Source organism: Deltaproteobacteria bacterium, assembly GCA_016208165.1.
Taxonomy (GTDB): domain Bacteria; phylum Desulfobacterota; class Desulfarculia; order JACQYL01; family JACQYL01; genus JACQYL01.
Window position 1 is genome coordinate 37,011 of sequence record JACQYL010000054.1, and the last position, 26,476, is coordinate 63,486.

A 26,476-nucleotide genomic window follows, 5' to 3' on the forward strand; every position below is an offset into this window, starting at 1 on the left:
TCGAGCGGTAGGGAGGAGACTTCGATGGCGGAAACTTCGATCTTGTCCTCTTGGGGATTGATGAGCGCCTCGAAATCAAGGTTTACGTCGGGATCGCTGTAGGGCTGGGTCGAATCCGGACGACTTATTTTCAGATCTCGAATCCGGACGGACCCGGACGCCGCCGCTCAGTTTGTCCAATTCAATGGTAGAGGAAGCCTCAAAAACGATACGGTCCAAACGGGCGGGCCACTGCACGTCGCCGTTAAACGATGCGTCTATACCGGCGGAGCGGGAGAAGAGGTGGAAGCGATGGACCGTTGCAGTGGAGGATATGACATTAGCTGTCGCGCCAAATTGCCAGAGGAGATCGTCCAAGGAAATGGGTCTGCCCCCGAAGGGTTTTGCATTCAGAGAACAATTCTCGATTCGCAGGGAAGCGTCCGCTCGGAGGGCGTTGGGAGGCCCCGAGGCGCTTGCATTGAATTCGATGACTCCTTTGGTTTCCAGACCCTCGACAAAAGGGCTGAATTTCTGTCCCACTTGGGCCGCGTCCAAACGAAAAGCCAGCATTACGTTCTGCAGGGTAACCTCGTTGAACGGGTTCTCTGCAGAGCCTTTCGCTTCCATGGAAAAACCCGGCATTGTGGCGCTGCATGAAAGCTCGACCCTGCTTCTTTGTGCGTCGCCGGACATTCGGAGCAGTTCAATAGGAAGCTCCGAGGTTAACCCGGTTTTCTGATTTTCGAAATGGAGAATCACATTCTTAAAAGAGGCGCTGCGGACAATGAGTTTGGCTTTTGGATCAGTCCAGAAGGACGGAGGGTCGTTTGACTCCAGGCTCTCCCGTACTTCCGAGTATCCTGTGTTATTGATTCGGGAAAGGGATCGAAGGGACCGAAGATTGAGAAGCCCCTCGTGACTCTGCACAACGGAGAGTTCTACGCCGTCGACTTCGATTTCATCGACCACCAGGGCGGAAGCCAACATGGGAAGCAACGAAACGCGTGCCCGAAGCGAGCTTGCTTTGATGAGTGGCCGTTCGCCGAATTCCGGGAGATCCAGCACTTTCAGGTCGGTAACGGAAAGGCTGAAGCCGCCCAAAAAACCGAACGAAGCTTCCCCTATGGTAACGGGTCGGTTCAGGCGGGCTTCGATATTCTCAGCCAGGATGGATTTTATGGGCACTAATTTTGGCGCGAGCAGCGCGGCGCACAAGAGCAGTGCAATGCATACGGCCAATATGATGCCAACGATCTTGAGCCACTTCATAAGATCACCCGAGAGTTGCTTTTTGAACTGTCGCGTCCCGCCGCCGGCGGTACTATGCAAGAGATTCCGTTTTCGGCCCGATCCTATCAGTTTCTCTGAACAACGAAAAGCCCCGTAATTTGAAATAAAGGTTTAAAACCCGATGTCCGGCAGCGAACACAACAGGTTCGCCGAAAAAGCGAGGACGCCGATCTTCTCGGCGTCCTCGCTTTTTGGGACTTGAAATGTTTTCGATCCCGGACCCGTTCGATGCAGAGCCCGATTTTACTCTGCGGCGGGAGATTCAGAAGATGCAATAAGAGCTTCCACTCTCTTCTGATCGTCTCTGGATATATTCATGAACTGAAGTCCGGCGGCCAACGAGCCATTTGACTGGAGTCGGAGTACCTTACAGTCCGCACTCCACTCTTTGAGTGGCTGGCCTTCGAAGCGCAAGACCATACGAAAAGGCTCGGCCGGTATCATGCCTTCTTCCAGCTTTATTTTGTCCAGATATGCCCCGCCTTGGCTCAGGTTCCTGACAACCGCCGTTCCCAATTGACGGGTTTCGCGCCTATTTACCAGATAGGTTTCGATTTCGGCGGGTATGTTCACAAAGATCCTTGGCCAAAGCCGACGTTCGAATTCCGGCGCTCGCTCCGGGATTTCCGGATGATGGGTCAGTTCCAAGGCAGCCAGAATTTGCTCTTTAAGAAGCGATTTGTTGAGCTTCTTGCCTACGTGAACTACATACACTTCAGAGTCCGAGAGCGTCACTGCTTCTGAATCGAAGGTGCAGTAAACGATCTTCACCTCGCCATGTTCCTTAGTTCTGCGAACGGCCTTGATGACTTCCTCACCCGAAATATCAGGCAGCCTGTCGTCGATTACCAACAGGTCTGCTCGCCGCTTCGAGCAGTGTAGCAGAGCATCCGTGCCGAAAAGGACGTGATCGAACTCGATGGAATCGATACCCTTGAGAGATTGTTGGATGGCGTTCTGGAGCTGCTCATCGGAAGTGCCGACAACGACAATTTTCTTGCCCCCCGTCAGCGCGTGGAGAGGAAGATCATACTGCTTCATGAAGGCCTCGACGCTCTTGCGGCTGACCAATCGTTCCCCCGTAATCGGGTTTTTCTTTCCTTTCAATATGCCCTGGTCAAATTTCCGTGAAATCGTGGATCTGGAAATCCCCAGGAGCACCGCCGCTTCCCCTGTTGTTAGATAAGGCTTCATGCTTTTGTATCCTCATTTTCATTTCTAATCATCCCCAGGAAAACTCCTGTCCCCTTTGAAAAAGGCTTCTACGACACTCATCCGATTATACCTGCCTGCCAGCTTTCCTTGGATGTCCGCCCAACTGGTGTATCCGAAAGACAAAGCCCACCCTTCTTTACTTAGAAAGTAGCATAACTCCAATTAAGCAAATTGTCAACCAATCTTTATCTTGCGTCGGAATCGTGAAGCTGAGGTAACGAATTCGTCCCTTTTTGCCGATTTACCTCAGGGCTTGGGGGGACTTATTTAAGAGGCGGACGGAAGAGCATTAGTCGTTCCCGGCTGATCTCGAGTGAGATTCCCCATCGACTGTTCGAAAGGGGTTGAACTCTCCCTCAGAGTAGTCTTTTGTTGTGTCTTAGCCATGACAAACGGGGTAACCGTGTGAATGCATACCTCCATCGCCTGGCGGCTGATCATATGGAGTCTGTACGCTTTGTGCATTCACTGGTCGAATGTCCGACTCCTTTCCAAGGATGAAGGGCGCTCACGGCGAATTTGGGATCGTGGGGGCAAAAGAACCGGGATTCATCGATAATCGATGTTGCCTTAATCCTCCAAATCGTCAAGTAAACATTCTGGCGGGGCACGGTTCCGTCTCAAAAGCAATCTTACTATTTCACAATAGCCTCCCGTCATTAATGCATTTCCGTCGGAGCCTCTCCATATATTTCGAATTGATCCTTGAATGATTGAATTGCCAAGTCTAAACTGAGAAAATCCGGTTTTTCTATTGATGCATTAAAAGCCGGCCGGACTGTCCGGAACGTGGAGTCGGTCAACATCAAGTGGAATCGCTGTAAGCATGAGGAAGCGAATATGAGGCTGTGATAATGACCCGAACATGAGATCGCAAATGAAGCGTTTTCCCAAACAAGCCCAGTTCGTTGCGTCCTTCTTTGTCAGGCGGCCGCCGTTGCGCAAGCTCGAGGTGGGTATCCTTCCCTGGGAAAAGGCGATTTTTGAAACGTTCCTTTAATATATGGTAAATTTCAGTGCAAAGGAGAGCGCATGGAACTGTGGGTGAATGGGAGGCAGGTGGATACCGGACCCTTGCAAACGACGGCGGATCTCAGGTCGGTTCTGGATATGGTTGCGACTCGATTCACTCCAGCGGGCCAGACGGTGACTGAAATCGTTCTGGACGGCAGACCACTCACCTGGGAGGAAGATCGAACGTTAGCGGAGACCAAGGTTGGGGGTTTGAACAAGATTGAGATACGTACTCATAATCCGGTCGAACTGGCTTTCGATGGGATCAAGGAAGGCCTTTCTTATCTCGAGAACCTGATAATCGGACTGCGAACCATTGCCCATCTATATCGTGAGAATGAGCTGGAAGAAGGATCCCGGCTGCTCAATCTGGCTTTGGAAGGCATCCAATGGTTCAGCTCCATGATCGAAAACGTAGAGACCTTTGTACCTGTGGATTTCGGCGCCGAACGGTTTGGCGAGGGCACGATTTCAGAACATTATAAAGATCTTCAGCCGTTGCTGGAAACGCTCGCGGGATTGCAGGAAAATCGGCGTTGGGGTGAAATGGCGGCGCTACTCGAGAACGACTTCGTGCCTTACTTCGAGCGTTGGCGGGAGCTTATGGAACGTATACTCCAAATTTCGGGACAGCGGACCGTATCCCATGAAGGGTAGGAACGAGGGCGCCATTCAGGAAACCCTGGAACTGGCCGGCAAGATGAACGGTCTTGTGAGGGAGCTTCTGTCGCTCACGGAGCGTTTGAAGGCCGCCCTGTCAGCCCAGGACCTCAACGCTTCGGCGGAGGCTCTGGATCTGCGTCAGGGAATACTGGACAGTGCGGCCAACCTGCGGGAACTCATATCCGGGAAACTGGACTCGTCTTATGATGGCGTCCCACTGCCCGAGGAAATCGCCGCTGTATTGGAAGACAATCGGAGGACGCTCCAAAACGTTCACGAAATGGAGGCCGAATGCATGGCTTTGGCGAGCGGCTACAGGGATGAAATCAAGGATCGGTTGGGTCAAGTCCGTGCCGTGCGGAAGATGAAAGTTTACAACAAAGGAGGCGGCCAAGGGCGAACCGCGGCGGCCAAGCTGTTTAAGAAAAAGGTGTAATCCCTCGAATGGTTACCATCTGGAATGGCTTCTACCCGGTCGAACCATGTGACGCGCTTAAGCCACTACATTTACGCGGCTTCCTTTGCCCGTCGCCTTGGCGGCGTAGGCAGGGTCGGGCCGTGAAAATTCCAACAGGGAAATCACGGCTTGCCCGGTCTGTTCCTGGGTCGACAACGCCTTGGATGCGACCGAGGCGCTCATTTGCGCCGCCATAGCCCTTGAAGTCATCTGAGAGGACATGCTCATCAAGAGGGTATTAATATCCATATGAAGTCCCTATATGACCGTCGTGTCTATGGGTTTTGCAGAGTGCGCCGAAAGAACGGACTCGTCTCCATCCATAATCGTTTTTCTGAGATGGCTCATGACCCTCATGGCTTCCCGGATGTCCTGGATAGACGGCGATGAAGCCAACCTGTTTTGCTCTTCCACTGCGGCGGCTCGGGCGCGTGCTTTTTCGAGTTGCTGTTCAGAGTCTTTTCCTTGTTCCGATCCTTTTCGTTCCACAGGTTTCTTGTTGGCGGACCCGGATTGTACAAAGTCTTTTAGATAGATGATGTTGCCGAGTTCACTAACTCCCATTGAATGTTCTCCTCTCAGCTGTCTTTCGATCAGCCGCGTATACTGATGCTCTTGGCCGAAGGTTCCTGTTTTTCTCCCGCCTGAACCGGCGCGGAATGTTTTCCATTCTTTACTCCATTGCCGTTTGCCTGGTGCATCCTCACCGCTTTACTCCAGGTTTCTCTCAATTGGGTCATCAGAACAAGCGCCTCATCGATGCCCGTAGCGTCTTTCTTTGCGTTGGCTTCCACGATCCTTCGGTTAATGAAAGCGTAAAGGCTTAACAAGTTTTTTGCGATTTCCCCTCCTTTTTCCGTGTTCAGACTGGCTGTCAATTCTCGAACTACATTTACAGCCTTTACCAGAGCATTGTGCGCGCCCTCAATGTCGTTTTCTCCGATCTTAAGCTTGCCCGTATTCAAGAAGGTGATGCCCGCATCGTACAGAAGGACGATCAGATCACCCTGGCCGACTCCTTCGATGCTCTGTTTGAGGTACTGCTGAACATGCTGTTTTGGCTGCATAGGAAACCTCGCTCTTTTTCTGATAATGATGAACGTTATTTCGTGGGCGCCGGCACGCTTATTGAGTGCCGGAACCACCGCCCCCTGAGTTGCTTAAGAGCGCAGTGATGCTGCTCGTCTGTTGGTTCAACCTCGCGATCTGTTCCTCCATCGCGGTGAACTGGGCCCATAGCCTCTGCTCGAGGCGATCAAGCCGGGTTTGCTCGGTTTCGATCTGTTCGCTCAATCGTAGAAGGCTTTGATCCAAACTCCCCTGAATTTTTGTTTGTTCGTCCAGTATGCCTTCGCCGTCCACATAGCTGCCCACCAACTCGTCCATTTGACGCGCCAAGCCACTGTCGTTGCTCGTATCCGTGGAACCTTCCGCCGCGAACAGCTCGTAGACCTTGTCGGCGTCGTTCGTCAATGCGTCCAGGAGATCCGAATTCAGGGAGAGATATTCACGTACAGTGTCCTCATAATTGTCCTCGCCCGTGGGTTTGAGCAGCAAATACCCCTCCTTGGCGTCATTGAAACCGCCGATGCTTCCGGGTGTGATTCCGATCTCCGCGAGATCGTTCAAAACGGGGTTCAAACCCTCGACGCCGCTGGTCGCCTGACGCCTGAGCGACTGATACAGCAATCGGAGCGAGCCGTCTTTTCGTATGAATTGGTATTCATTGTAAAGTTGGTAGTAGGCTTGATACTCTTCATATTCGTAAATGGTCATCTCATTTTTTTCATCGTCACTTAAGGGATTCAGGTACTCTCTTTGCTCACGGTCGAGTTGAGGAGGATTCAGTCTCTCGATCATTTCGTTGTATTGGACGATGAAAGTAGTGATGCTATCCAGCGCGCGGTCCGTATCATTCGCTATACTGATCGTAACGGACGATGTGGTGGGTGAGTGCAGGTTGAGGGTGACTCCGCCCAGCACATCGCTCACCGAATTAGTGGAGCGGGTATAGCCGATTCCGTCCAGGGTAAAGACGGCATCCTGCCCGCGAATCCCGCTTTCTATGTTTTCCTCCACGGCCACGCTTACGGAGGAAGAACCGAAATAATCAGAGACGGTGTTGACGGATTGGGAAGATTCATCGGAAATGGTAAATCCTCCGCTATATCCTTGCTGGGTCGAGTAGAGCGTAATGCCTCCCGCTCCATCCGTCATGGCGCGGGCAACCGTCCCCCCTCTGTTGAGCGCGTAGGCGAATGTAAGGGCATTGTATTCGGCTTCCACGGAACTGCCGCTGTTCGTTACGGATTGTGACCATGAACCGGTTCCGGTGGCCGCGCGTTCGGTGTCGGAGATTCTCAGCTCATCCAGCAGTCCTCCGAAGAAAGAACCTGTTCCGGAGTCGCTGCCCACATAGAGATCGTCTCCACTGTCCACGATAACTCCCGTGCCCCACCCGGCTCCACTGTAACTGCCGGTGCTGGTGCTTCCGGAAGCCGTGGTTCCCACCACCAGACCCATGGTGGATGTGTCGCCGTTGTAGGTGGCCGTCACTTTGTACCAGTTGTCGTCGGAAAGGGCGGCGTCGGAAGTGAAGGTGCGTTTGCCGTCCGTCGTCCAGATCGAGAACTCGAGATGTCCCGAAGCGTCTACGGCCAGTTCGAACCCGTCGCCGCCTTTGTTGACAATGGTTGAAGCGGTTCCAACCGTACTGGGATTGACCCAGAGTTCCAAGGTCATCTGAGCGTTGCCGTCAACGTAAAGGGAAGTACTGCCGCTGGCGGACATGGATACATAGTCATCGGCTCCATCAAAGCTGAGACCGTTATACATGAAGCTTCCGGACTCCCATGACGCTCCGTGTCGGGTGGCCGTGCTCCCGTTGCCCAAGGCGTCTTCGGAGGTCGTTCCATCCCCTTCGTTAAAGCGCCAGAGCCCGATGGTGTCGCTGTCCGCCTCGAATTCCGACGGTGGAGCGGAATCCGAGAGGCCTAATTCAAACAGGTCGAAGGCGCTCGGGGCCGTTATGGTGAAGCCGGCTCCACTGCCTCCTCCGCCGTCTGAACGGTTAAAAAATCGCAAGCTGTCCGGTCCCTCTTTAACCACTCCCACTTCAACGAATCCGGTGCTCCAGTTGCCGGACGTGTTCCAATGAGTAACGAAGGTGTCGATATTCGTGATGGAGCCGCTCAGGGGGTTGGTCCAGGTGGCGGCGGTCGAACCCGCGTCACCGGCCAGAATCTGAAAGACCGCATTACCGGCGATCCCATCCACCCAGTTTACGGCTCCGGCTGCTTCCTGATACGCGCCCGTACTTTGCGTTTCCGGTATGTATATGTTGGTGGTAACGGAGGAACCTGTGGGGGTAATGGTAACGGTGTCCAGGGCGCGTGCGCCGCTCACCGCGGATGAGCCGGCGCTCTCGGCGTAAAGGTCATCCACCAGATTCAACGCCTTCAAAATATTGCTGGTGTCTCCCTGCGCTCCTAATTGGATCTTGTCTCCATTCGTGAGCACCGTCCCCGTTTTTCAACTGATGGTGAATTTGTCGGTAGCGGAATCGTAGGCCGCGGTGACCTTTGCGCTCGAGTTATTAATGATTCGGATCAGATCTTCCAGGGTGTGGGCGCCGGCATTCACGTAGAGTGACACGCCGTTGATGGTGAACGTGCCGCTGGTGGGTTTGAGTGAAAATCCGGCGTCGCTCAGAGTGGAGCCCGTGCTGATTCCGCCGCCGTAACTACCGGGGTTGTTGGATGCCCCCTCGTTTGCCGTCAAGTTGGCGATGGTCAGAAAATTACTGGTGTCGGTGGCGGAGCCCAGGGAAATGGCAATCCCGTTGTTTTCGTTGCCGGTCAGCAAGAAGCGATCATTCTCCGCATCATACGCAGCCGTGACCCCGGCGTCACTGCCGTTAATCAATCCGATCACGTCGTTTACGCTGAGGGATTGATAGTTACTGATCGTGATCTGAACACCATTGATCGTAAAGGCGCCGTTGGTGAGGCTGCTCGGTTCGTCGGCGAATCCGGCGCTGTTCAGTCCGGAAACGGAGGTGTTCAACGGCGCCGAAGTCGACACGCCAGAGCCTCCGTAAATGACCGATGGAACAGGGCCGGTGGTGTTCAAGTCCGCGTTCGTGTGAACGACGGCTTCTCCGACACTCAGGCCGTCATCGGAAGCGAATGATACGCCCCGGACCAAGCCGGTCGAGTTCTCGTCGATTTCGATCTGCAGAAGTTCCAGGCTGGAGGCCACCACGTCCGTGACCACTTTGGTGGATGTTGCAGAGACACCGGTCGGCGAGGCTAAGGTTCCGAACCCCAGCGCCTCGTTGGCGGAGTCGGTGGTCGACTGTACGGCCGGCGAGCTGGAGGCGCCGGACAAATCATATAAGGTCAGCTTGTCCGTATTCGCACCGGCGTCTCTGGACGTTCGCACGGCGACATAGGTGACATCCCGAGTGTCCTTGGCCGTATTCAATGCCTCGTTGATCTTGTCCTCGATGTCGGCGGCCACTCGCGAGGTGGCCGTTACATCGGCGGCGGCGTCCTCGAGAGTGACCTCGATGGTCTCGCCGGCGATAACCAGGCTCAGCTTATTGTTGGAACTCGAGATGGAGGTTCCGATGGTCCCTTCGATCGTTCCGCTCTCGAATTCCGCGGTGCTCGTCAGGGTTCGAATTTGGCCGCCGCCATTGGGTCTGAATTCGGACCGGGCGCGGAAATAATCCCCCTCATCCGTAATACTGATGTCGTGCGTGCCTTCCAGGTTGTCGGTGGGACGTCCGCTTACGGAGGTGAAGCCAAGCGTATTGGGAGGTGTTGCCACCAAAGACGCGCGTGTGTAAAGGCTTCGCGCCACGGCAGGGGTTGCGACCTGGGATATCTCGAGAACGTGTGTTCCGGGCTGCGCCTCGACACTGGCTGTGGCGGAGACATGGCTTTCATCGGAGGAGGAGACGATCTTGGATTTGAAGGTCGACTCGAGACGCAGTTCGAGAAGCGAACGACGGAACTCGAGAAGTTTGTCTTCCACACCCTGGAGTACGGTTTTCTTGAGCGAGACCGTCTCTTGCTTCTGTTCCAGCCGGGTCAACGGTTGTCGGGCGGCCTTCATCAGGGTATCGATGATGCTTTGAGTATCCAGCCCCGAAGCCAAGCCTCCCAGTTTGATCGCCATGTGTCCCTCCTTGGACCCGATAGAACTAAACCATCCCAGCCGCTATTCTATCTATCGGATTGGGAGTTGAAAACTTTACAATCTATGCTAAAGAAATTGAATGGAAGACCGATTGTATAGTACGAGCCGTGCACGGGGCGCAGGTCTGCCCTTGGGACAGGCGGAAAAGACTCGCCTGTTGAAATTGAAGCCGGTCGGCGCCCTACAAACTACATTTTCAAGGTGGATGTTTTGCAAGAAGCGGACCTTTCCGTCTTCAAAGGGACGGAAGATATTAATTTCAGCGATTTCAAGTGGATACGCTCTATGAGCTCTGAAATAAAAGCGTTGTTGGCCGAGGATGACGAACTCCACCGGGAAATAATTGCCGAACTCATGCAGAACGCAGGGATGAACGTTGATGTAGCAGGCGACGGCGCCAAAACCATAGAAATGATCCAGGAGAACGATTACGACGTGGTGATTTCGGATCTGGTCATGCCCAACAAGAACGGGATGGATGTCCTGCGGGCGGCCAAGTCCAAAAGCGGGGACATTCTCGTGGTCATCGTCACGGGGTTCGGAAGCATGGAGACCCTTATAGAAGCGATCAGGGAAGGTGCTTACGATTATCTTACAAAACCTTTTAAATTGGACGAACTCAGGCTGCTGCTTCGCAACGTGATGGAAAAGATCAAAATAGAGAGAGCCAACCGAAAGCTTGCCGTTGAACTCGATCGATCAAGAGAGCAAGTGGACACGCTGAGCCGCGAAAAAGAACGATTGCGGGTCGAGTTGGAGGAGACACGGGCGAAGATGCTCGAGCACGAAGGCAACTTGGGTTCTTTGCTCAGCCAATTCCCTTTTCTGGTGGGCGCGACCACTCCCCGGGAGCTGAGATCGCCCGGAGAGGAGGAATCGAAGACCGGGAGCGGATCGACCGCCACCAAGGGCGAGAAGAAATTGATCACAAAAGTCTGATTCATCTACTTTCCACTGCCGAACCGGCTTCCTGCACCCCATCTTCCCGTCCTTTCAGGTAGTTTTCCAGTTCGCGGACCGGCCGTTTCCGTCGAAACCGTTCCCGAGGCGGCCAATCATGGCGCGATCCGTTGCTGCTCCGAATCGCCCCTGACGGACCGGCAGAGGAGGCGTTCGGAGCCGTCGCCCCGTCCCTCGCGACGACGCGCCAAATAATAGCGCTTGAAGCGATCCTTTTCCTCTCTTATAATCCTGCCATCAGGCTATTCCTGTATTTTTTTCTTGCGCCGTCTTGTTCTGCCGGCAAATGAGCGGGAGAGCCGGAGCCTCGGAGTCCATGTGGCTGAAGGGGGAGGCTCGGCTTCTTTCCGATGACAATGAGTTGCAGGCTCAGACTTGGGTAGAGTTTCGTATGCCTCAAATAGCCCGTCTCTTGATAGCCGAACAGGATGAGAAGCTGGCGGAGGAGATCGCCCGGAATCTCAATGGGAGCGAGTACAATGTCAGGCATGTTCGCAGTGGCGAGGAACTGTTCAACGCGCTCGCGCAGAATGCCTGCGACGTGGTGCTCTGCAACTTGAATGTCCCCCCGACAGGGGGGCTAGATGTTTTGCGATTTGTCCGTCGGCTGGATTCCCGGCCCCCTGTAATTGTTTTTTCAGAGGATCCTTCGATCCGTACCGCTGTGGAGGTGGTGCGACAGGGAGCGCTCGACTTTATCGAAAGCCCCATCAATTACGATTTGCTGCGATCGATCCTGGCCCATGCGGTGCAGAAGAAGCATCAGGAAACAGAGGCCGGGCCGGACAATGCGCCGATTCCGAAATTCGATGCGGGATACATCGTGGGCGATTCGGAGCCGATGCAACGCGTCTTCAAGATGATCGAGCGCGTGGCTCCAACGGACAGTACCGTGTTGATTTTAGGTGAAAGCGGAACAGGCAAGGAACTGATCGCCAAGGCGATTCATTCCAACAGCCATCGTTCCGATCAGAACCTGGTTACGATCAACTGTGGCGCTATTCCCCAGGAGCTCCTGGAAAGCGAGCTTTTCGGTTTTGAGAAGGGGGCTTTCACCGGTGCGCACCGGACACGTATCGGACGCTTCGAAATGGCCCATAAGGGTACGATCTTTCTGGACGAGATAGGCGACATGCCTCTGGCCCTCCAGGTTAAGATGCTGAGGGTATTGCAGGAAAAGAAATTTGAACGCATCGGCGCATCGGAATCCGTTAGCGTGGATGTTCGGATCATAGCGGCCACCCATCGAGATCTGAATGCGGCCATTCGTGAGAAGACTTTTCGCGAAGACCTGTATTACCGGTTGAACGTGTTTCCCATTGTCCTTCCGCCACTCCGGAGACGAAAGTCGGACATTCCTTTGCTGACGGAGGCCATTTTGGAGCGCTTTCGCAGAATCCGGAACCATAAGATTTCAGGCGTCTCCGAAGAAACCATGATGGCCATTGTGGATTACAACTGGCCCGGCAACGTTCGAGAGCTCGAAAACGTGATCGAAAGAGCCATCATCTTGAAGGACGAAGGTCTGATCGAGTTGGAAGACCTGCCCGACAATGTATGCGAAGCGGTAGTGGCCGAGGATCGGATTCAAACCGATGTCAGCTCCGACTTCCGAAATTTCTTTCAGGAAGGGGAGGTGAATTTCAGTACGGCAGTGACCGATTTCGAGCGTCAACTGATTCTGGAGGCCCTGGATCGGAGCAACTGGGTGAAAAACAGGGCCGCCAAAATGCTCAACATGAAGCGCACCACCCTGGTGGAAAAGATGAAACGCATCAACCTCGAGAAAGAAAGGCTCCGTTAGACCACATGTCAAACTCTTGACGGATAAACGTTCGGGGTATTGGATCGATGGGACTGAGATCCCATGAAATGGTAAACCTCGCCGAAGCGATTCGTAGCCTGTTGAGTGCATGCCCTTCTCTTTCGCCTCTCCCTGTTCCGTTCGACAAAAAGGTTGAACACGCATTCCCGACTTCTGGCACAGGTTTTGCTCCCCATGCTGTAATCTCGCTGTATCAAGCCGTTTTGAATTCACGTAAGGCTAATGAAGCTAGGGGACTCTGAAATGGAAATAACTGGGTTCCGGAGTGTGCTGAGAGCGGGCCCGTTCCATATGAGTGAAAGGAAAAAGCGAATTACAGGCTTTTTGCCGACACTGGTGGCGGCTATTTGTTTGCTCGTGGCCACGTACACGGCTTATGCTCTGGAGGAGGTCCCGGCGGTTCTGAACGACATCCGGTTTGGCGAGCACGGCAACTCTGTCAGAACCGTTTTAGATTTCACGGGGAAACCGGATTACTTTCTGGCCCTCGACGGATCGCAGGTTGTTCGGGTGGATCTGTACCACGTTTCGTCCGATGTGAAGAAAAAGGAATGGGATCTTCCTGCGGGAATCGAGACCGTCGAACTCAAGGACAAAGGAGAGGGGACCTTCGTATTCCGGATAACAGCCAAGGCCGGATTATTTCTAGAGAAACAGGGGCTGCTTTCGGATCCTTATCGTCTCTACATCGATCTCGGGACGCCCAAAGATACGACTTCCAGCCCCCAAGAATTGACCGGTAAGGAAACACCCAAAGATACGGAAAAACCCGAGAAGCCGCCCGAGAAGCCGTCCAAAGCGGAAGCGCCCAAAAGGGAGCAGAAGGAAATAGCAAAACAAGCTCTCGAAGCCACGGCCAAGGAGACGCCCGTCGTTGTACCCGTGCCTCTGAAAAAAACCAAGAAATCGGCTGAATCCGTTCCCATGGAAGACCGTCCGTCAGAACCTCGGGACATGTCGAGTAAGGCCGGGCAGTTGGAAACGACCGATGCGTTGAGCAAGAACGAGATATCGGGCTTGACGCAGTTCGGGAAGCCGAGCCCCAATCGTCGGATCCGAACGTTGCTTGCCAAGCCGATGAGACTAGTGTTGCGTCGGATGAAGGGGCCGCCCTCATTCCGCCCCAGGAACCGGGGAGCAAGTTCTGGTCTCTGAAAGAAGCACTCGCGCAAGAGGGAAAGCCGAAAGCGAAGCCGGAAAGTTCGGAGGAAACGAATGTCCTCCGAAGGAGGATTTCAATCGAGACGGAGCCTCCTGCGGCGGACGGAGTGAGGAATGCAGGAGACGTCAAGGAGTTTTTCGGAAAAGAGAAGCTCCTGATGAAGATCGGCAAGGTCCCGGCGGCGCTGTCGTCTTTGGATAAATTCATAGCCGATCAGCCGGAGGACATACATCTTGATGAAGCGTATTACTTGAGGGCTCAATGTTTCGGAATGCTCGCGGCGGAGGGAAAAGCATCCTATGATGAAGTCGTCGGCGCCAACGAAGAGGTTTTCTCTCTGTTCCCAAATTCCAAGTGGGCGCCCGAGGCGATTCTGGCTTCGGGCATCGGGTACTACAAGCTCGGTTTGTATTATGAGGCGTTGGGCCAGTTTCAACTCTTGTTCGAGAAATTCCCGAAAAGCGAGCAACGGGAAGCCGGCCTTTATTGGACTGCGGAATCCGATTTCCAGATAAGAAGATACCAGGAAGCCGAGAAGGGCTATCGGAAGTATATCGAAACCTACCCTGACAGCGACCGATATCGCAACGCGCTGGTGCGACTGGGAGAGTGTTTATCCTTGCAGGAGCGGCACGAGGAGGCGGAACAGGTCTTCGATAGAGTCATAAGGGAGTGGCCGGAGCTTCTGACGTTCCTACCTCCAAAAACGCTGCTCACCATGGGGGAAAGTTTCCGAAATAAAGGCCGCATAAAGACTGCGGCCGAGCTTTTTTTACTGGCCGTAAACGTATATCCGGACAGCGAAGTGGCGGACCGGACCCTATGGGAACTGGCCAGGTCTTACGACGAGACGGGAGAGACAGACAAGGCGGCCACCACGTATGCTCTTACGGCGCAGCTTTTCCCCGGTGAAAACGTTGCGTATCAGTCCAGGCTGCGACTTGCCAAAATGGGTATCGACGACACACCGCTAAGGGTGGAATTACCGGCGGATCAAGCGACCGCCTATAAGCGTCCCATTGAGACCATGAGGCTGATGCTGCAGGAGGCGCCGGACGAGATTCGGGACCGGATTTATTACGAGTTGGCGAACGGGGAAGCCCGGAAAGGCTTATACAGGGAAGCCGTGATGAGTTACCATGGTCTCGTTACGGAGTACCCGGACAGCGCCTTGGCCGGCCGGGCCAAGGAAGAGACCTTACCCACGTTTAAGCGCCTGATCATGATTCTGAAACGAGACGGGGACGACTATCAGATTGTGAAAGATTATGAGCGGTTGTTTCTGCCCATGGATGCAACATTGAAGGATGCTTTGGTACTGTATACCATTGGTGAAAGCTATGCCACGCTGGACTTGCTCGATGAGGCGGCGGCACGCGCTCGGGAGGCGCTGAGCGTGTGCGAGAATGACGATTTGGAGCAAACCATTTATTCCAGCAGCTATAAGTGGGATGTGCTGAGGGGAAATACCACGGGCCTCAGAGAGCTGCTGGAACAGTACCTGAAACGACATCCCAACGGAAAACTTCGGGACGAATTTCAACTGGCTCTGGCTCAAATCTTCCTGAAGGAGCTCAAGTATACACAGGCTGCGTCCTTGCTGTTGGATTTACTGCCCACGAAGGACGACGCCGTTGATCGGATCGCCGCGGAAGCGGCGTTGACTTTAGGAAAGCTGTACTTGCAGACGGACCTTCCCTCAAGCGCCGTGCACTATGTGAGCAGGGCCAAAAAACTGCTGCCCGAGGGAGTGGACACGGAATTCACAACGACGTTTCTATCCCAGTGCAATCTCATTCTGGCGGATGAACTTTACACTCAGAAATCATTCGAGACGGCTCGTTCTTTTTATGAAGAAGTGATAGAATCCAAAGTTGGCAACGAAGACAGAGCCTGGGCTGCGTATCGTTTGGCTTTGCTCCAGAAAAGGGCGGGCGACGAAAAAGGGTTCAACATGTCGTCTCAATTGCTCGAAAGCTTCACGGATGTTGAACCGTGGCCCCAAGTGGGTAGAACCATGAGGCAGATCTCGGAGTTGAAAGAGAACTTGAAGAGGATTCTGTAGAAGAAAAGGGCGCCATGTCCACGCAAGCTCGTATTCTCGTCGTCGATGATGATCCGGAACTGTGCGAAATTCTATCCGAGGTGCTCACTAGACTCGATTTCGACGTAAAAACCGCCCTGGATGGCCAAGAAGCGCTCGATCTACTAAAGAAGGATGGATTTGATCTTGTTATCACAGACCTTGACATGCCGGTGGTAGGGGGACTGACTTTCCTTCGAAAAGTCCGGAGAGCCGGAGGAGATATCCCTTTTATCTTCATGACCGGGCATGGCACCGTGGAAGCGGCTGTGGAGGCCATGAAGTGCGGCGCTTCGGATTTCGTTCAAAAGCCGTTCCCGCTGAATGAGATGAAGGCCCTGGTCTCCGGTGTGCTCAAGCGCGAGCAGGAGAAAAGCGGGTATAAAGAGCCTTCGGAAAAGCACGGCTCCGCTCCTGAAATCATCACACGAAACGCAACCATGAAGCACCTGATCGTCGGAAAGTTCGAGCTGGCCGACACCGGGACGCTGCTCTTGGATGAGATCAGTGAAATGGCGCCTACGCTACAAGCCAAACTGCTAAGAGTACTCCAGGAATACGAAATTACCCGTTTAGGTGGAAAAAACCCCATCAAATTGAATGTGCGAGTCGTAGCTACCACCAATCGCGATCTCGACAAGGATGTTCAGGAAGGTCGATTCAGAGAAGACCTGTTTTATCGGCTGAACGTAATCCCTTTAAGGATTCCTCCGCTGAGGGAGCGGAGGGAAGACATTCCTTTCCTGGTCTCGCATTTTGTGAAAAAAGCCTGCCAACGGGACGGCAAACCGGTCAAGGATTTGACTGTGAGCGCCATGGAGACGTTACAAAACCATGATTGGAAAGGTAATGTGCGCGAATTGGAGAACACCATCGAACGCGCCGTGCTTATTTCCATGAATGACCCCATTGATCGTGAGCATCTCCTCCTGCCCGGCGAAGCTCAGCTACCGTCGCCGTTACCCTCTCAGCCGGACGAAACCCTGACGTTCCACGCCGGACACACCATTCGTGAAGTGGAGAAAAACATGATTCTCCATACGTTGGGCAAGGTAGACGGAAATCGCACCCATGCGGCCAAAATGCTGGGTATCAGCATCCGCACCCTCCGAAACAAGATCAATGAATACAGAGAGCGGGGAGAAATCTCGGACGTCTAGCCCCTGTTCAGGATGTCCCTGAAACCCCAGGCGCCTCAAAAGCATTCGGATTCCAAGTTCCCCGCGGCTTCCAGCGGATGTGTTCGCTCCCTTCGAATAGTTGCGGGCATGATTATTGCCTAGAAAGGTATTCAGGAGGTGAGTGATATGGAGATATCCGACGCCCGTATTACGGCGCTCATGGAAAAGGCTATGGATCTTCGATTGCAGAGACAAAATCTTTTGGCAAGCAATCTCGCCAACGTGAATACGCCCGGCTATCGCAGAAATGACATTACTTTTGAGGATAAGCTCCGATCCGCTATGGACATGAACGCCATGAGCGTGTCGAGAACGAGCGAAAGTCATCTTGGGGCCGGCCGGAACCTCGTTGCCGTTGCTCCCGACCTCGTTGTGCCTGCGAGAACGGCAATCAACAACGATCTCAACTCGGTGGACATGGAGTCGGAATTGTCTCAAATGAGCAGGAACCGGTTGCTTTACGAGGTGCTGATTCAGGCCATGACCAAAAAAATGCAGCTGCTGGAATACACCATCAGAGAAGCGGGGAGTTAATATGGATTTTTTTACGGCCATGGACCTGAGCGCCTCCGCTCTGGGCGCTCAGAGAATGCGGATGAATGTCATTTCGTCAAACCTGGCGAACATTCATTCGACCAAGACTCCCGAGGGGGGTCCTTATCAGAAGCGGGAAGTGGTATTCTCCGCCGTTCCGGTAAAGAAGTCGTTCGGAGACGAACTTCAGGATGCCATGAACGGAAGCATCCGGCAGTGCGAAGTTACCGACGTCGTAAAAAGTCAGGCTCCTTTCCGAAAAGTATTCAACCCTCATCACCCTCACGCGGATGCGGAAGGATACGTATCCATGCCCAACGTGGAGCTTGTTACCGAAATGGCGAACATGATGGATGCGTCGAGAGCGTACGAGGCCAACCTGGCAGCCATAGACACGGCTAAGAACATGGCGATGAAAGCCCTCGAGATCGGACGATAACCGGAAGGTTCCGGATTACGGAAGCTGTTGAGACGAGGTAAGAGAGGGAATATGATGAAAATAGACAATCCGGTCGTTGGACAGATTGAACGCGGCCTTGCGGAAACGACGAAACCGAAGACGCCGTCAGAAAGCCGGACAGGAGGTCCTTCCTTTTCCGATATGGTGGAAGACGCGTTCAACAAAGTCAACAAGCTGCAATTCGAGGCCAACCGATCCGTAGCCGAGATCAGCACGGGAGGGAACGCGAGTATTCATCAGACGATGATCGCCCTGGAAAAAGCAACTTTGTCCTTTCAACTCATGATGCAGGTGAGGAACAAAGTCGTGGAAGCCTATCGTGAAGTCATGCGTATGCAAGTGTAGGAGATATTTGTCCGACGGGTTGATGAATCCCGTCCTTCCGGGTGGTCTATTCGGATGCCGGGAACGCAGAGGAGGTTTTCTTGCCGAGGTTCTTGCAAGTCATTAAAGAGTTCTTTGACGGCCTGTCACCCGCGAGGAAATTCAGCTTTTTTCTGATCCTGGCCCTCGTGGTGGCTGGATTGATCGCGATTATCCTCTGGGGAAACAAAATCGACTATCGGCCTCTGTACGCGGATTTGAATCCCCAGGACGCCAATGCTATCGTTGAAGCTCTGAAAAGCAAAAAGATCCCGTATCGCCTCGACGCCAACGGGACGGCGATTTCCGTACCTGTCGAGCAGTATGGTGACGCCCGGCTTTTCCTGGCGGGAGAGGGCATGCCGTCCGGAGGAAGTCTTGGGTACGAGTTGTTTGACAAAGCCAAGCTGGGAATGAGCGAGTTCCTTCAAAAAGTTAATCTTCGGCGGGCCCTCGAAGGGGAGCTGGCGAAAACGATCAGCCACATCGAGGAGATCCGGTTGGCCAGGGTTCATCTGGTGATCCCTGAACGAGCCCTGTTCGCGGACGAGCAACAGCCCGCGACGGCCTCCGTGGTCTTGACAATGGCCAAGAACGCAGTGCTTACTCAAGGCCAGATAAAAGGAATCGTGAATCTGGTATCCAGAAGCATAGAGGGGCTCTCCCCTCAGAATGTGTCCATTGTGGACAATTCCGGAAATACGCTCTATGGCGGCGTGGAAATCGACGGCGCCGGGATGCTTTCCCAGACGCAGCATGAGCTAAAATCCAGGATCGAGAGCGCGCTGCAGAGGAAAGTCACAAAGATACTCGAGCAGACCATAGGTAAGAATAAAGTGGTTGTGCAAGTGGATGCCGATGTAAACTTCACCGAGACGAAACAGACCAAAGAGATCTATGATCCGGAGCAGTCCGCGGTTAGAAGCGAACAACGACAGAATGAAGAATCGATGGGCGGAGGGATGAGCCCTGCCGGTGTTCCCGGAGTCAAGCCCAATGTGGAAGGTCAGGTGAATGAGTCGGGTGCGGTCGGGCAGAACGTGCATCGAAAGAGCGGTGAGACCATCAACTACGAAATTACGAAAGTCGTGCAGGATAGCTTTGAACCGGGAGGAGACATACAGAAGTTGAGCCTGGCTGTGTTGGTCGACGGAGCTTATACGAAGGAAACGGACCAAACAGGAGCTGAAAAACCAACGTACGTTCCCAGGTCTCCGGAAGAAATGGCCAAGTACAAAACGATCGTACAAAACGCCATCGGGTACGACGAAGTTCGCGGTGACAGCGTGGAAGTCGTTAATCTTCCATTCGAACGAGTAGAAGTGGACAAAGATTTCGAACGTATGTACGTCGAGGCGGAGCGACGTCTGTTCTGGGCGCCATATGTGAAGTATGGAATCATGTTGGCGTTGGCCATGGTGGTGATCTTCTTCGTCGTAAGACCGGTTCTCAAATCGATTCTGACCGCCAGACCTGAAAAAGCTCCGCCGGCGGAGCGGTTACTGACGGAAGAGGATCGGGTGAGACTGGAAATGACGAAAGAGCTGTCGAAGGCGGAGGAAGCTGAGAAAAAACCGGCTGTCGAACGTGTGCGCGAGCTTGCTGCGGAAGACCCGGAGCACATGGCTCGGCTGATGCGAAGTTGGATGAAAGAATGATGACGGACGCAAAACCGGATCAGAAGGAAGGAGGGGGCGGCTTGTCCGGAATGGAGAAGGCCGCGATCCTCCTGCTCAGCCTCGAACCGGAGGTGGCCGCTCGTGTTTTGAGGAATCTGGGCCCCCGGGAAGTGCACCTCATTTCCTACCGGATGAGCCAAATGGAGGGCGTTTCAGCGGCAACGTTGAGCCGGGTCGCCAAGGAGTTCCTCGATTTGGCGGAATCCCAAGGCGGTATTGTGGCCGGAGGATTGGAATACGCCAAAAGCCTGATTCTTCAGGCCATGGACAAGGAACAGGCGGAATACATTATAGAAAACCTGTCGTCGGACGATCCCTCCATGGAACTGACGATCATGGACGCTCTGCGAAACGTGGATCCCGACATCTTGGCGGACTTTATCAAAGGCGAACATCCCCAGACCATCGCCATCATCGTGGCGTATATGCAACCGGAGAAAGCGGCGGTAGTTCTTGGTCATCTGGGCCAGGAAATGAAAAACGAGATCATCATGCGCGTGGCGGAACTGGACCAGGTCCCGTCCGACGTGCTTTCCGAAGTGGCTCATGTCATAACGAATGAGCTGCATATTTCGGCAGGTCTCGGGAAAAAGATGGGCGGTGCCGCACCCGTGGCCGAGATTTTGAATCAGCTGGATTCGCAATCCGAAAAAGACATCCTTTCCCACATGGAGGAGATCAACCCCAACCTGGTGGATGAAATACGCAAACTCATGTTCGTCTTTGACGACCTGGCATCCATTGATGACCGCGGCATGCAGCAACTGCTGAGGGAGGTCGATTCCAAGACGTTGGCGGTTGCCCTTCGCGGCGCCAGCGACGAGGTGAAGGGAAAGTTCCTGAGGAATATGAGCGCCCGCGCTTCCGAAATGCTGCAGGAAGACATGGAAGCCATGGGGCCCACCCGGTTGTCCGACGTGGAAACTTCCCAGCAGGAGATCATCCGGGCCGCCAGACGGCTCGAGGACGAAGGTAAGATAGTCGTGGCCGGAAAGGGAAGCGATGAAGTCTTCGTCTAAGATCGTGCTGAAATCCGAGGACGTGCAGAAGGCCGGAGAAGGGGTGACCCCCGCGGATTTTCCGGACATGGCCGGAGCGAGGGCGCCCAAACGGAAAGCTCCGCCAAAAGTCGAGGGCTTTCAATCTCTGACCTTTTCAGCAGTATCCGCCTCCGGATCGCGGAACAGGAATATCGAAGGTTCCCGGCCGGCCGGAGGGATGCGGGCTGAAGCCTTCGATACGGCTCGTAATGAAGCGGATGCTCTCGTCAAGGGAGCCCAGGAGAAGGCTGCGCTGATCGAACGAGAAGCGTACGAAAGCGGATACAAACAGGGAGAGAAGACTGGAATCGAGATAGGCGAGAAACGGTTCGATTCCGCCGTCAAGAGTCTCGGGAAGGCGTTGGCTGATTTTAGAGTGGAAGCGGCAAAAGGACTGGCGGATATGGAATCCGAAGTCATTCGACTTTCTTTGGCCGTGGCGCGAAAGGTCATTCATGCCGAGGTTCTCCAGAATTCCGACGTGATCATCCAGAATCTCAAACACGTTCTGAAAATGGTGACCGAGAAGGATACCATACTGGTGCGGCTACATCCCGCGGATGCGGAGCGGGCAAAAGCCAAACAAGCTGATTTGACGACCGCGATGCCTGATATCAAGAGCCTTACGTTTCAAGCGGACGAATCGATCCCGAGGGGCGGGGCTATTGTTGAAACCAGTCTTGGCGACTTGGACGCGCGTCTCGATGAACAGTTTGGAAATGTCGAGAAAAGCATCTTAAAGGCGCTGGAGGAACGCCGACAGGAGACGGAACCGGATGGCAAGAGTTGATCTGACTGCCTATTTTGACGCTCTGGAGCGAATAAATCCGGTTACCGTTAACGGCAAGGTCACCCGATTGGTAGGATTGATAATAGAAGGACATGGTCCGGGCTCCCACGTGGGGAGCGTATGCGAAGTATTTCCTAAAGATGAGCACAAAAAGCCCTTTACAGCGGAAGTCGTGGGATTTCGGGACAATCGGATCCTTCTCATGCCACTGGGAGATATCCGAGGCGTCGGACCCGGTAGCCGCATTGTAGCCTCAGGAGAATCCGCCACCGTAATGGTCGGTAACCAGATGACAGGGCGAGTGTTGGACGGTCAAGGAATGCCCATGGACGATGGGGCTCCTCTTTTTTCGAAGACCTTTTATCCCCTTTATGCGGAACCCATAAACCCTTTACGGCGCGCCAGGATTTCCGAGCCTATAGACGTCGGTGTTCGAACGATTAATGCACTGTTTACTCTGGGCAAGGGACAACGTATCGGCATTTTTTCCGGAAGCGGCGTGGGGAAAAGCACTCTCCTGGGCATGATTGCCCGATATACCTCAGCCGACGTGAGCGTCATCTGTCTCATCGGAGAACGCGGACGCGAGGTTCGCGAATTTATGGAAAAAGATTTGGGAGAGGAAGGGCTCAAGCGTTCGGTGGTCGTGGTCGCCACATCGGACCAACCGCCACTCATCCGAATGCGCGCGGCCTACGTGGCAACCGCCATCTCGGAATATTTTCGCGACCAGGGCCGAGATGTCATTCTTATGATGGATTCGTTGACCCGGTTCGCCATGGCCCAGCGTGAAGTCGGCCTATCCGTAGGCGAACCTCCGACAACGAAGGGCTATACTCCGAGTGTGTTCGCTCTACTGCCGAAGCTCCTGGAACGGGCGGGCTCGAAGGAAGGCGCCGGGAGCATAACCGGGATCTACACGGTGCTGGTCGAGGCGGATGACTTCAATGAGCCCATTTCGGATTCGGCTCGAGCCATACTGGACGGTCACATCTTATTAACGCGCGAGTTGGCGGCTCAAAACCATTATCCCAGCATCGACGTTCTGGGCAGCGTCAGCCGATGTATGAACGATGTAGTGGCCCCTGAACACGTGCGGAGCGCACGCATGCTGGTCAGTACGGTCGCCACGTATCGACGTTCTGAGGATCTGATAAATATCGGCGCCTATTCAAGAGGGAGCAATCCCGATATAGATAAGGCCATCGAGATGATAGGTCCTACAAATTCTTTCTTGCGGCAAGATATCCAAGAGCGGTGTGGGTTTTCGGACGCCGTCTCCGGATTGCTGAAGTTGTATCCTGTCCCCGGATCCCAGGCGAGGAAGAGGTAGAGACGCTGTCTACGGTTGAGGGAACAGGCTTCGCGTACGTGTACGATTTCTTCCGGTCCGGCAATAGGTGAACGAGAGGATTCAATGTTTCGATTCAAGCTTCAACGAGTCCTAGATGTGCGACGGCAAGTGCGCGAACGAGTTGAAGCCGAACTGACTTCCATCCAGAAAAGGTTGGAACAAGCCAAAGGCGCCCTGCAATCACTGATTGATCGGCGGCGCGCTTCGGTGGAAGCATTTCGGGAGCGCAAGACGTTTGCCGTGGAGGAGTTGAAGCTTTTCAGCCATTACGTCGATGGATTGGCCCTTCGTATCCAACACGGGAAAGGAACAGTGTCCGCCATCGAAGTCGAACTCGAGGACAAGATCTCGGAGCTTCTCGAAGCCCGCCGGAACGAGCAAGTCATGGAACGGTTGCGCGAAAAGGAATTTGGACGATACCAAAAAGAAATGGCCGGAAAAGAGACGGCTTTTCTTGACGAAGTGGCGCTGAGGAGATTTTCGAATGTCCCGCCGTCCGAATAAAGGAATGTTGACGGTTCGATTGATAGTAGGGCTCCTGTGCGCAAAGGTTCTCCTGCTCGTCTGGATCGGTCTGGGGCACTGGCGGCAGCCGTGGCGATCATGGGTGGGCTCGCCGGCCGTTGCGGAGGCGCAAGAAGCGGATCGACCGACGGAATCGGATCAGACCCGCCGGCTTGCCAGAGATGAGTTCCTGATTTCTGTTCAGGAACGTCGATTCCAGCAGATCCGGGAGAGGGAGAAAGCGGCGGAAGTTGCAGCCGGTAAAGCAAAAGAAGAGCAGGATCGTCTGGAGCAGGTAAAAGGCGATCTGGGCGGCCTCCTGGAACAGATCAAAGAGTTGCAGGCAAAGGTGGATAAAGCGCTCAAAGAAAAGGAAGAGGAAAACCAGGCCAAGATTAAGCGCTTGGCGAAAGTATACGAGGAAACCCCCGCGGAAAAAGCCGGCCCCATGCTCTCCAGGCTTTCCCCCAAGATGGCTGCGGAAATACTGGTGCTGATGAATCCCCGTAAAGCCGGGAAGATTTGGGGCCAGGTTGATCCGGCGAAAGGAGAGTTGATCAGCAAGGAACTGATTAAACTCAAAGAGTAAGGAATGAAGAGGCCTTTCCCTCCAGCCTCCCATGATCCGACTATCCGAAGCTCAATTCTGAATCGGATCTCTCAGCCATTCAGCGGACAGCCCAAAAAGGAAAAAAATTCACTGCAAAAAGATACGGTGGTAAATCCTGCCCATCACTTTTCCTCCCTCAAAAAAACAATCGAATCTGTAACTATTTGAATATAGACCGTTTTAGGACTTAGACCCTGTTGGCACGAGCCTTGCTCAGTTGATTGTCAACGCAAAGCATGAGGAGAAGCGCCATTAAAGGATCACTCGCCATATTGACCCAGGTCTTGACCGGCAAAGCTGCGTCCGGCGGAAAAGCCGTGAAACCTCAGGGAACAGCCGGCGGGTCGGGGGAATTCGCCGAACTGCTGGGGTTGTTCCAGGCTTCCGTGACATCGGGCGGGAAGGGTCTCAACGTGTTCCGCGGAAAAAGCAGCCGGACTCTTTCCTCCGGTACGATCCCGGAACAGCTCAGCGTTTCGCAACAGGGACGCTTCTTGCAGTTGCCGGGCGAGACGAAAAACGCTCAAGTGGCTGGTGCAAAGTTGAGTGGAGTACCCAAAGCAAGCGTTCCCGGCAACCTGTTTTCTTCTCAAAACGAGTCGATTCCTCTAAAATCCGCCTCCGGCAAGAAAGAGCTTCTCTCTGAGCTGAAAGAACAAGCGAATGCTTCGGGAGGCAATGAAAAGCCGAATCAGCTCCAGTCGAAAAAGACTGTTACCGAGGACTTGATAGGAAAAACCGGCCTGCGGGCTCAGGCGAACGCGGGGAACGATGCCGGAAAAGCGGGTCCTGTATCCCAAATGCTTAAAGGTGGAGGTGCTGCGGAGACGGTCCGAGCCGCGGGGAACCGTTTGGGACAACCCGGAAAAGCAACTACACGGGCAGAGAAACCGAGTTCGTTCGATGCTGATACTACCAAGGAATCCAAGAGCGATGTTTCGTCGACAAACAAGGGGAAAGAGGGATCCCGTTTCAACCCTGTTCCGGAATCTCAAGCAGGCGAAAAAGGAACCCGAGGCTCCGGCCGGCAGCCGTTGACTCGAACCGCTGCAGGCCGAGAAGCATCTGTCTCCGGCGCCCCGGAAACTAAGGCGGAAGCGATACGTTCCGAGAAGGGTGTACAGTCAAAAGACAGCGTAAGAGACAACCGCGTGGAAAAACCGACCCGCCTTCGAGCCCCGGAATCCGAGAACCCCGTCGAGAAAGAGTCCAACCAGAAGAACGTGGAGAAACCGTCTTCGGCGGAACAATTGTTGTCAACAAGGAAGCAGGCCGCCGGCCAGGCAAAAACTACCCGTACTGATTTCTCGGGCAGCAAACCCGTCGAAAATGTTGGCGCCGGGGAACGGGCGGTAAAGACCGGGGAAACGTGGAAGGCTTCGGACGCGAAGCCCGTCGAGGCTGGTATCGGCAGTACGACGGTGGACGATTCAGCGGATGCAAAGAACGTGAAACCGCTTTCTGCAACAAGCGGGCAGGACACGCAAAAAGAAGACGAAGGACAGTCCGCCGCCAAACCGCATTCGGACGCATCGGCGGTTTTGAAAGACGATACCCACGTGGAAAGGGAAAGCCAGAGCATTCGAGCGGACCTTCAAAATCAGACCACAGTGAACAAAACCAGTGAGACCGGGTTCGTCAAATCCGTTCTTTCGGGCAGCCAAATAACCGGGGCCGAGGTTCTCCGCCAGGTACAGGACCAAGTGGAAGAAATGCTGGCCAAGTTTAGCTGGCCTGCGACGCATCGGGCCCGCCTGAGCCTGAATCCGCCTTCTCTCGGCGCTCTGGACATTGAAGTGGAAGTAAGAGGGGACCATGTCAAAACTACGTTCCTGACTGCGTCTTCGGCGGTCAAAGAGATTTTGGATTCCGGGATGGATACCCTCCGTCAGTCCTTGAGTCAGGCGGGTATGAATCAGAGCGAGACGAATGTGTTCCTGCAGCAGGGCAACGCCGAAGGCAGGGATTCCAGCAAACAGAGTTTCGGAAACAAAAAGAAAAGCGGTTCCGTTGAGATGGGGCGAAAGGTGGATCCGGGGGGAAGCAATTCCAGGGTCAACTCGCTGCAAGCGGACGGCGACCGGCTGATCAATGTGAGGGCATGA

At 54.0% G+C, this 26,476-nt stretch carries 24 protein-coding genes; 17 read left to right on the plus strand and 7 right to left on the minus strand.

Annotation, left to right across the window (positions count from 1 at the left end):
• Positions 1-75 precede the first annotated feature (75 nt).
• Positions 76-1,251: a hypothetical protein gene (locus HY788_12020; protein ID MBI4774883.1), complete on the minus strand. Its 1,176-nt coding sequence runs from the start codon at positions 1,249-1,251 to the stop codon at positions 76-78.
• Positions 1,252-1,515: 264 nt separating this feature from the next.
• A complete protein-coding gene (locus tag HY788_12025) occupies positions 1,516-2,466 on the minus strand; it encodes a helix-turn-helix domain-containing protein (GenBank protein ID MBI4774884.1) in 951 nt (316 codons plus the stop codon).
• Between the two features lie 1,053 nt (positions 2,467-3,519).
• On the opposite strand from HY788_12025, the gene HY788_12030 reads away from it, so the two are divergent.
• Together HY788_12030 and HY788_12035 are read left to right on the plus strand one after the other, a co-directional pair.
• On the plus strand, positions 3,520-4,158 hold the full coding sequence (locus tag HY788_12030; GenBank protein MBI4774885.1) for a hypothetical protein: 639 nt from the start codon (positions 3,520-3,522) through the stop codon (positions 4,156-4,158).
• Positions 4,148-4,600 (plus strand): hypothetical protein, encoded by a 453-nt coding sequence (locus HY788_12035; GenBank protein MBI4774886.1) that lies wholly within the window; start codon positions 4,148-4,150, stop codon positions 4,598-4,600. The genes HY788_12030 and HY788_12035 overlap by 11 nt, the downstream gene beginning before the upstream one ends.
• A gap of 57 nt (positions 4,601-4,657) precedes the next feature.
• On the opposite strand, the gene HY788_12040 is transcribed toward HY788_12035, so the two are convergent.
• From HY788_12040 to HY788_12060, 5 genes are read right to left on the minus strand one after another with little or no spacing between them, the layout of a single operon-like run.
• A complete protein-coding gene (locus HY788_12040; GenBank protein MBI4774887.1) occupies positions 4,658-4,870 on the minus strand; it encodes a hypothetical protein in 213 nt (70 codons plus the stop codon).
• Between the two features lie 9 nt (positions 4,871-4,879).
• Positions 4,880-5,185 carry a hypothetical protein gene (locus HY788_12045; GenBank protein MBI4774888.1) on the minus strand — a complete coding sequence of 102 codons (306 nt, stop codon included), beginning with the start codon at positions 5,183-5,185 and terminating at the stop codon, positions 4,880-4,882.
• A gap of 29 nt (positions 5,186-5,214) precedes the next feature.
• Complete coding sequence (gene fliS / locus HY788_12050; protein ID MBI4774889.1) at positions 5,215-5,688, minus strand: flagellar export chaperone FliS; 474 nt, start codon at positions 5,686-5,688, stop codon at positions 5,215-5,217.
• A gap of 58 nt (positions 5,689-5,746) precedes the next feature.
• Complete coding sequence (gene fliD, locus HY788_12055) at positions 5,747-8,140, minus strand: flagellar filament capping protein FliD (protein ID MBI4774890.1); 2,394 nt, start codon at positions 8,138-8,140, stop codon at positions 5,747-5,749.
• A gap of 12 nt (positions 8,141-8,152) precedes the next feature.
• Positions 8,153-9,805 carry a hypothetical protein gene (locus HY788_12060; protein ID MBI4774891.1) on the minus strand — a complete coding sequence of 551 codons (1,653 nt, stop codon included), beginning with the start codon at positions 9,803-9,805 and terminating at the stop codon, positions 8,153-8,155.
• Positions 9,806-10,111: 306 nt separating this feature from the next.
• Here HY788_12060 and HY788_12065 point away from each other — a divergent pair, with 306 nt between their 5' ends.
• From HY788_12065 to HY788_12135, 15 genes are all read left to right on the plus strand, one after another.
• Complete coding sequence (locus HY788_12065; protein MBI4774892.1) at positions 10,112-10,765, plus strand: response regulator; 654 nt, start codon at positions 10,112-10,114, stop codon at positions 10,763-10,765.
• Between the two features lie 412 nt (positions 10,766-11,177).
• Positions 11,178-12,590, plus strand: coding sequence for a sigma-54-dependent Fis family transcriptional regulator (locus tag HY788_12070; protein MBI4774893.1), 1,413 nt, complete (start codon positions 11,178-11,180; stop codon positions 12,588-12,590).
• A 312-nt stretch (positions 12,591-12,902) separates the two neighbouring features.
• Positions 12,903-13,766 carry a hypothetical protein gene (locus HY788_12075; protein MBI4774894.1) on the plus strand — a complete coding sequence of 288 codons (864 nt, stop codon included), beginning with the start codon at positions 12,903-12,905 and terminating at the stop codon, positions 13,764-13,766.
• A 113-nt stretch (positions 13,767-13,879) separates the two neighbouring features.
• Positions 13,880-15,838 (plus strand): tetratricopeptide repeat protein, encoded by a 1,959-nt coding sequence (locus HY788_12080; GenBank protein MBI4774895.1) that lies wholly within the window; start codon positions 13,880-13,882, stop codon positions 15,836-15,838.
• Positions 15,839-15,852: 14 nt separating this feature from the next.
• Positions 15,853-17,016, plus strand: a complete 1,164-nt coding sequence (locus HY788_12085; protein MBI4774896.1) for a sigma-54-dependent Fis family transcriptional regulator — start codon at positions 15,853-15,855, stop codon at positions 17,014-17,016.
• Positions 17,017-17,163: 147 nt separating this feature from the next.
• Positions 17,164-17,571, plus strand: a complete 408-nt coding sequence (gene flgB / locus HY788_12090) for a flagellar basal body rod protein FlgB (protein ID MBI4774897.1) — start codon at positions 17,164-17,166, stop codon at positions 17,569-17,571.
• Position 17,572: 1 nt separating this feature from the next.
• On the plus strand, positions 17,573-18,010 hold the full coding sequence (gene flgC / locus HY788_12095; GenBank protein ID MBI4774898.1) for a flagellar basal body rod protein FlgC: 438 nt from the start codon (positions 17,573-17,575) through the stop codon (positions 18,008-18,010).
• Between the two features lie 54 nt (positions 18,011-18,064).
• Positions 18,065-18,376, plus strand: a complete 312-nt coding sequence (gene fliE, locus HY788_12100) for a flagellar hook-basal body complex protein FliE (protein ID MBI4774899.1) — start codon at positions 18,065-18,067, stop codon at positions 18,374-18,376.
• Positions 18,377-18,456: 80 nt separating this feature from the next.
• Positions 18,457-20,052 carry a flagellar M-ring protein FliF gene (gene fliF / locus HY788_12105; GenBank protein ID MBI4774900.1) on the plus strand — a complete coding sequence of 532 codons (1,596 nt, stop codon included), beginning with the start codon at positions 18,457-18,459 and terminating at the stop codon, positions 20,050-20,052.
• Positions 20,049-21,092: a flagellar motor switch protein FliG gene (fliG, locus tag HY788_12110; protein MBI4774901.1), complete on the plus strand. Its 1,044-nt coding sequence runs from the start codon at positions 20,049-20,051 to the stop codon at positions 21,090-21,092. Before fliF ends, fliG begins: the two co-directional genes overlap by 4 nt.
• Positions 21,076-21,903, plus strand: coding sequence for a hypothetical protein (locus HY788_12115; GenBank protein MBI4774902.1), 828 nt, complete (start codon positions 21,076-21,078; stop codon positions 21,901-21,903). Before fliG ends, HY788_12115 begins: the two co-directional genes overlap by 17 nt.
• Positions 21,890-23,236 (plus strand): FliI/YscN family ATPase, encoded by a 1,347-nt coding sequence (locus tag HY788_12120; GenBank protein ID MBI4774903.1) that lies wholly within the window; start codon positions 21,890-21,892, stop codon positions 23,234-23,236. Before HY788_12115 ends, HY788_12120 begins: the two co-directional genes overlap by 14 nt.
• Before the next feature lie 84 nt (positions 23,237-23,320).
• A complete protein-coding gene (gene fliJ, locus HY788_12125) occupies positions 23,321-23,761 on the plus strand; it encodes a flagellar export protein FliJ (protein ID MBI4774904.1) in 441 nt (146 codons plus the stop codon).
• Positions 23,742-24,350 carry a hypothetical protein gene (locus tag HY788_12130; GenBank protein MBI4774905.1) on the plus strand — a complete coding sequence of 203 codons (609 nt, stop codon included), beginning with the start codon at positions 23,742-23,744 and terminating at the stop codon, positions 24,348-24,350. Before fliJ ends, HY788_12130 begins: the two co-directional genes overlap by 20 nt.
• 242 nt (positions 24,351-24,592) lie before the next feature.
• The gene (locus HY788_12135) at positions 24,593-26,476 is read left to right on the plus strand and encodes a flagellar hook-length control protein FliK (protein MBI4774906.1); all 1,884 of its coding nucleotides are present in this window, start codon (positions 24,593-24,595) and stop codon (positions 26,474-26,476) included.

Excerpts from the sequence above, each read along its gene's own strand:
- HY788_12115 (MBI4774902.1), top strand. The coding sequence starts at position 21,076 with ATGAAGTCTTCGTCTAAGATCGTGCTGAAATCCGAGGACGTGCAGAAG.
- fliE (MBI4774899.1), top strand. The coding sequence starts at position 18,065 with ATGAAAATAGACAATCCGGTCGTTGGACAGATTGAACGCGGCCTTGCG.
- HY788_12130 (MBI4774905.1), top strand. The coding sequence starts at position 23,742 with ATGTCCCGCCGTCCGAATAAAGGAATGTTGACGGTTCGATTGATAGTA.
- flgC (MBI4774898.1), top strand. The coding sequence starts at position 17,573 with ATGGATTTTTTTACGGCCATGGACCTGAGCGCCTCCGCTCTGGGCGCT.
- HY788_12065 (MBI4774892.1), top strand. The coding sequence starts at position 10,112 with ATGAGCTCTGAAATAAAAGCGTTGTTGGCCGAGGATGACGAACTCCAC.
- fliG (MBI4774901.1), top strand. The coding sequence starts at position 20,049 with ATGATGACGGACGCAAAACCGGATCAGAAGGAAGGAGGGGGCGGCTTG.
- HY788_12060 (MBI4774891.1), bottom strand. The coding sequence starts at position 9,805 with ATGGCGATCAAACTGGGAGGCTTGGCTTCGGGGCTGGATACTCAAAGC.
- HY788_12120 (MBI4774903.1), top strand. The coding sequence starts at position 21,890 with ATGGCAAGAGTTGATCTGACTGCCTATTTTGACGCTCTGGAGCGAATA.
- HY788_12030 (MBI4774885.1), top strand. The coding sequence starts at position 3,520 with ATGGAACTGTGGGTGAATGGGAGGCAGGTGGATACCGGACCCTTGCAA.
- HY788_12025 (MBI4774884.1), bottom strand. The coding sequence starts at position 2,466 with ATGAAGCCTTATCTAACAACAGGGGAAGCGGCGGTGCTCCTGGGGATT.
- HY788_12020 (MBI4774883.1), bottom strand. The coding sequence starts at position 1,251 with ATGAAGTGGCTCAAGATCGTTGGCATCATATTGGCCGTATGCATTGCA.
- HY788_12070 (MBI4774893.1), top strand. The coding sequence starts at position 11,178 with ATGCCTCAAATAGCCCGTCTCTTGATAGCCGAACAGGATGAGAAGCTG.
- HY788_12035 (MBI4774886.1), top strand. The coding sequence starts at position 4,148 with ATGAAGGGTAGGAACGAGGGCGCCATTCAGGAAACCCTGGAACTGGCC.
- HY788_12040 (MBI4774887.1), bottom strand. The coding sequence starts at position 4,870 with ATGGATATTAATACCCTCTTGATGAGCATGTCCTCTCAGATGACTTCA.
- HY788_12075 (MBI4774894.1), top strand. The coding sequence starts at position 12,903 with ATGAGTGAAAGGAAAAAGCGAATTACAGGCTTTTTGCCGACACTGGTG.
- fliS (MBI4774889.1), bottom strand. The coding sequence starts at position 5,688 with ATGCAGCCAAAACAGCATGTTCAGCAGTACCTCAAACAGAGCATCGAA.
- HY788_12085 (MBI4774896.1), top strand. The coding sequence starts at position 15,853 with ATGTCCACGCAAGCTCGTATTCTCGTCGTCGATGATGATCCGGAACTG.
- flgB (MBI4774897.1), top strand. The coding sequence starts at position 17,164 with ATGGAGATATCCGACGCCCGTATTACGGCGCTCATGGAAAAGGCTATG.
- HY788_12045 (MBI4774888.1), bottom strand. The coding sequence starts at position 5,185 with ATGGGAGTTAGTGAACTCGGCAACATCATCTATCTAAAAGACTTTGTA.
- fliJ (MBI4774904.1), top strand. The coding sequence starts at position 23,321 with ATGTTTCGATTCAAGCTTCAACGAGTCCTAGATGTGCGACGGCAAGTG.